Annotated in this window: 4 protein-coding genes; 2 read left to right on the top strand and 2 right to left on the bottom strand. The window is 70.4% G+C overall.

Annotated features, from left to right (window positions below; all coding sequences use genetic code 11):
• The first annotated feature begins 611 nt into the window (after positions 1-611).
• A complete protein-coding gene (locus OO52_RS45115; RefSeq protein WP_245240334.1) occupies positions 612-881 on the top strand; it encodes a DUF3761 domain-containing protein in 270 nt (89 codons plus the stop codon).
• 799 nt (positions 882-1,680) lie between these two features.
• A complete protein-coding gene (locus OO52_RS45110; protein ID WP_245240333.1) occupies positions 1,681-2,811 on the top strand; it encodes a pentapeptide repeat-containing protein in 1,131 nt (376 codons plus the stop codon).
• A gap of 155 nt (positions 2,812-2,966) precedes the next feature.
• Here OO52_RS45110 and OO52_RS45105 read toward each other — a convergent pair whose 3' ends face one another.
• Both OO52_RS45105 and OO52_RS45100 read right to left on the bottom strand, forming a co-directional pair.
• Positions 2,967-3,773, bottom strand: a complete 807-nt coding sequence (locus OO52_RS45105; protein ID WP_245240335.1) for a helicase associated domain-containing protein — start codon at positions 3,771-3,773, stop codon at positions 2,967-2,969.
• 945 nt (positions 3,774-4,718) lie between these two features.
• Positions 4,719-5,331, bottom strand: a 613-nt coding sequence (locus OO52_RS45100) for an FG-GAP and VCBS repeat-containing protein (protein WP_209439616.1), incomplete at its 5' end; no start/stop codon positions are given.

Genomic DNA, 5,331 nt, shown 5'->3' with positions numbered 1-5,331 from the left:
TTCGGCCAGGGCGGTCAGGGTGAGGGCGGCGCGCAGGGACAGGTCGGCGCCCGCGCGCGTCTTCTCCAGGCCGCGCAGCTGCCGGTCCGTCACGGTCGTTTCCAGCGTGATCTGAGGCGGTCACCTCGAAGGTCAGGGCGAGACGGTGGACGTCCCAGCCGGGGGTGAAGGTCACGTTGTGCTGCGCCTGGACGTCGACGCTGTAGTCGTTCATACCGAAGGGAAAGTCGGTCATCATTCCTCGCCTGGTTGAGCCCTTGCCCGATGTTCGCAGGCCAGTCGGCGGTAGGGCAGCGGTTTTCGCGGGGCCATGGCGGCGTGAGCCGGCGTTGACGCCGGGACGGGTCTCAGTCGACGGTCAGCCCGCCAGGGAGGCAGGAGGTGGCTGAACGGTCCGCCGTGTCAAGCCTGTTGAGAGCCGACCCGCACGCGGACCGCGGCCGGGCCCAGCCAACGGCACCTGGTTGGGACGGGAGAAGGCCCCTCGCGCGCTCTGAGCCTCACGCCGTATCCGCTCGGCGTCGCACGATGGCTTAGGACCAAACGCCCTCATACGCGGGTGAAAGGCGGATAGAGTCCCCCTGCATTTGCTCGACTTCAAGGGAGCCCTTTTGCGTGCTCGTCTTGCCGCCTCAGCCATGGCCATCGCCGTCGCGGGCGTCTTCTTCAGCGCACCGGCCGCGTCCGCGGCGACGCTGCCGTCCACCAACACCGCGCACCATTGCGTCCACCACACCACCGGGGTGTGCGGCTGGACGCACAACAAGAAGCCCGTGAACAAGTACGAGACCGCGAAGTGCAAGGACGCCTCGCTGTCCTACTCACGGCACTCTCAGGGCACCTGCTCCCGCCACCACGGCGTCCGCTACTGGTTCAAGTAGCTTGCTCGCCACCGCACTCAGGGGCCGCCCAGGGGCCTGCTCCAGATGCCGGAGCAGGCGCCTGGGTACGTGACCGGTCACAGGAGGGCCGGGCAGGGTTGCGCACGGCCGCTCGCACGAAAGCGGACTCCCGTCCCGGCTCGGGGGTAACACGGAACGGGAGCCCTACGTCCATCTTCCTCGCCGTGCGACCGACCACACGGCCAGCACGCGGGCCGGCAAACTGCACCGGCCCCTCTGCCGATCGTCGTCGCGCACTGCGTGCTTCCCGGTGGCGCACCGGGCCACGGCCGCGCGAGCCCGGCCCACGCCGGGCCCCGAAGCCCGATGCACCCACAGCCGTACCCCAAACGCACATCTCGCGTACCAACCGCGTCCCCGACAGGTACCGGCGCCGTGCATGACCGGAAGCTACCGCGCATGCTCCGTATCTCTACCGCCAGTAGAGGCAAGCGGACGCGAGGCTGTGAGAGGACTGGCCCGTGGTCATCGACGGCGGTGCTCAGACGCGGCCAAAGAGCGGCCGTCAGGATGGGATCCCCCGGGCGGGAAGTCCACCGGGGGCAGGGCACACACCAGGACGGCCGACATGGCGTCCTCGGCCTCCAGTACCCCTCGAACAGGGGGGACCAGGCAGGCAAGCAGGCCCAACAGCCACGCCACAGCCGCGTGCGCTGGGAGCGTCCGGCGAGCGGGCACGCTATCCGCAACCATCACAACGCGGTAGCAGTCTTGAACGGGTATGGGATTGCGTACGTCGCGGCGCCGGACGGAGCGGCGGGGGCTGCGCCTGTGGCCAGTGGGCCCTGTCCTCGCGCTGACCTTCGCTGCGGCGATTGTGGTGGCCGCAGCAGTGTTCTACACCGGCTGGGACCTGCTCAGTGTCCATGGGCTAAAGCCCGAACATCGCATCGATTCCACGACGCTGTTCGACCTGGTGAAACTGTCCTTCGGGGTGGTCGCGGGAGCTGGTGCCCTGGTCGCCCTGGTCGTGGCCTACCGGCGGCAGCGCGTGGACGAGGACGGCGCCCTGCGCGAGGCCACCCGCCTGCACACCGAACGCTTCACCACCGCCGTGGGTCAACTGGGCCACGCCTCAGCCGCCGTGCGTCTCGGCGGTGTGCACGCCCTGGCCGGACTCGCCGACGACGCCCCCACCCGCGAGTTACGCCAAACCTGCATCGACGTCCTGTGCTCCTACCTCCGCCTGCCCTACACCGCAGAGGCCGACCTGCCGGCAGGCGACGCGGAAGCCAGACACAACTACCTGGCTCTGCGCGAAGTCCGGCACACCGTCATCCGCCTCATCCGCGACCACCTCCGTCTGGAAACCGAGCACCTCCACTCTTGGCAAGGCCACGACTTCGACTTCACCGGCGCCACCTTTGACGGCGGGGACTTCACCGAAGCGACATTCTCCGGCGGCACAGTCAGCTTCGATGAGGCGGCGTTCTCCGGCGGTGAGGTCGCCTTCCACAGGACGATCTTCTCCGGCGGCAAAGTCAGCTTCAATGCGGCGAAGTTCTCTGGCGGCGCAGTCGTCTTCTCGGGAGCAACTTTCTCCGGCAGCACCGTCGAGTTCGGCAAGGCGACGTTCTCCGGCAGCATGGTCTACTTCAACAGGCTGACGGTCTGCGCCGGGGTACTCAACTTCTACGGAGCAGCCTTCTCCGGCGGCACGGTCAAGGTCAAGGAGGGGAGGTTCTCCGGCGGCACGGTCAGCTTCCACTCGACAACGTTCTCCGGCAGCACGGTCAACTTCCACGGGACCAGTTTCTCCGGCAGTGCGGTTGACTTCAAAGAAGCAGTGTTCTCCAGCGGCACGATCGACTTCAGGCAAGCCCGCGGTACAGCACCGTCGGGTCTGGTTCCGTCGCGTAGATCGCCCATGCCGACCAGTCTCCTTCTGCCCCGAGGTTGGTCCGGCTGACACAGAGCTACCGGCCGTGACGTTCCTGACCGCCTGCGGCGTCCGCCCGGCTGACGCCCCCGGCCGGGCGCACCGACGCCGTCATCGCCGCCTGCTGTCGGCGGCGGTCACGGGGTGCAGGTAACGATGCCTGCCGTGCCCGACCACAGCGGGGCCTACACCAGGACGGCCGGCACGGCGTCCTCGGCCGTCCAGTCCCCCTGGAACAGGGCGGCCACCAGGCGTACGTGGGTCTCGGGGAGCTGGCGGGCACGGTGCTTGGTGCGGGCCTTGGCCAGCCAGGCGCCGATCCGGACGCTCTCGCCGTCGACGCGGATGCTCTCGCGGGCGGCGGGGGCGCGGCCCTCGCGGTGCAGGAAGAGCTCCAGCAGCTGCACGGTCTGCTCGGAGGTGCGGCGGGTACGGCGCGCGGGGGCGAACGGGTTCGTCTCCGGGGTGAGGCCCAGGGCGGTCATCAGCTGCTGCTGGCCCTCGGCGAGGGCTTGCCAGGCGGTGAGCTGGCGGGCCAGCCAGGAACCGATCTTCACCCCGGCCAGGGCGGTGTCGCGGGTGAGGGTGGCGGGGTCGGCTCCGGTGGCGAGGTGGGCGCGCAGCAGGTGGTATTTGCGGTGCCAGTCCGCTCCGTGCGGCAGGCGCCAGTCGGCGGCGAGGGCGGTGAGAGCCTCGGCGCGGGCGGCGTCGAGTGCGCCCTTGGTGGCGAGGTGGCGTTGTTCGGCGAGCCAGGCCCCGACGGGGGTGGTGGCGGGCGCGGCGAGGTGACCGTGCATGCGGTGGTAGTCGGCGGCCGCGGCGAGCCGGGCGCGCCAGGCGGCGTCGTGCTTGTCCCAGATCATGCCCAGCGCGTCGAGCTCGGCGATCCAGTCGGGCTCGAGGCGGCCGGCTTTCGCGGCGTCGCGCATGGTGGTGATGAAGGTGCCGAGCCGGTAGCCGGTGGGGTCGGTGTAGTCGGCGGGGACGTCCAGGTGGCCGTACTGGTCCCGGTAGGAGCGGGCGGCGGCGGTCTACTTCCGCGACAAGGGCCGCCGCGCCCACGGCTTCGAAGTCGAACTCACCGACCTGATCGACCTTGAATTCGGGCTGTAACCGGGCCCACGACAGACAGGAAGCAGGGAAAGGGCATTGGAGGGGGCTGTGGCAGCAGGGGCGTCGGATCGTGCCACTGGCCGGGGAGCTGATCCTCATCGCTGACGCGGACGCCGACCAGCCGCTGGGACACCTCGACCTGCGCGGTGTCCCGGTGGCTGTGGCGCAGCGGCGGTGGGCGGGTGTGGCGCGCCGTGCGGGGCGTTGCGGGGCGGAGGGCGGTGAGTGTTCACCCTGGCGCACGCGGTCGTGGCCCGGTGGTGGGATGAGGCCCTGCACTGGGAGCGGGAGGAGATCCGGCCGCACGCACCGGCTGGAGGGCGGCAATGCGGGTCCCCGGCTTGCATGGTGGCGGCTCCTGGGCCGGGATGCGGCCTTCTTCCCGGAGGTGGTGGCGGTGGCGCAGCGCTGCTGGGGCCGGAGACGGCCGAGCTGGCCTGGCAGGCAAGCGGGGGGACGCGGCCCCGGGTGCGGGGCGCTGATGTGTTCTGCCGCCGGATGGGCGAGCGGGTGGGCCGCGCCTGGCTGGGGCCTGAGTTCGCCGCCGACCACGACAGCCCGCCGCATGGCTTCACGGGGGCGCTGGTGCGCGCCCGCCGCCGTAAGGCCGGGCCGCCGGGACGGGGGCGATCCGTGCCGGCTGAGGCGGGAGCAGCAGCTCGCCACGATGGCCGGTCAGTTGCGCGTCACGGCGGCCCGCCCAGCAGTCGGGCGGCTCGGGCACCCGGTGGCGGGCCACGGTGGACGCTCCGCTCCCGGATCGAGCAGTTGATCAGCGAGGTCCGGGAGCAGCTGGTGCAGCCATACGAGTCAGCTACGCCACATCACTGCAGGAAGCTGTCGATGGGTGCCGCGTGGTATTCCGTCGCGCCCGCGGTGGTGATGCCGCCGGCTGAACCGGGCAGCCGCAGAGCGCTGGCACCGCTCACGTACAGGTCGGCCTTTCCGTCACCGTCCGTGTCGCGCAGCCGTACCAGGCCACCGAACTGCTCGTCGGCTGTCAACGCGCCCGGGACACCCCGGGTGTTGCGGGCGAACCACTGTGAGCCGGCACCGGACAGGCCGCCCGCCCGCCCCTTGAAGATGTGCACGCCGCCCGCGTAGTCGTGGTCATCGATCTCCTCGCCCGGCACGCCGACTGCGAGATCCGCGTAGCCGTCGCCGTTGACGTCACCGGCAGAAATGGATGAGCCGAATTCGTCCCGGTTTTCGGGAGATCCGGTGACGCCACTGGTCGACTGGGTGAGGCGGGTGCTCCGGGAGGGGCCGGCGGACGAGCCGTACCAGACGCTGACTCGGCCTTTGTGCTTGGAGTAGAGGGGTGTGCCGACGGCGATGTCGCCGTAGCCGTCCTTGTTGAAGTCGGCGATGACACCGTCGCCGCCGCGTTCGGAGCTGCCGCCGTTGCCGGATTCCGACTCCAGGCGGAGGCTCTTG

The sequence above is a fragment of the Streptomyces flaveolus genome (genome assembly GCF_000716535.1).
GTDB classification, from domain to species: domain Bacteria; phylum Actinomycetota; class Actinomycetes; order Streptomycetales; family Streptomycetaceae; genus Streptomyces; species Streptomyces flaveolus_A.
Note: the sequence above shows the minus strand (reverse complement) of the source record. Positions and strands in the feature narration are given on the sequence as shown.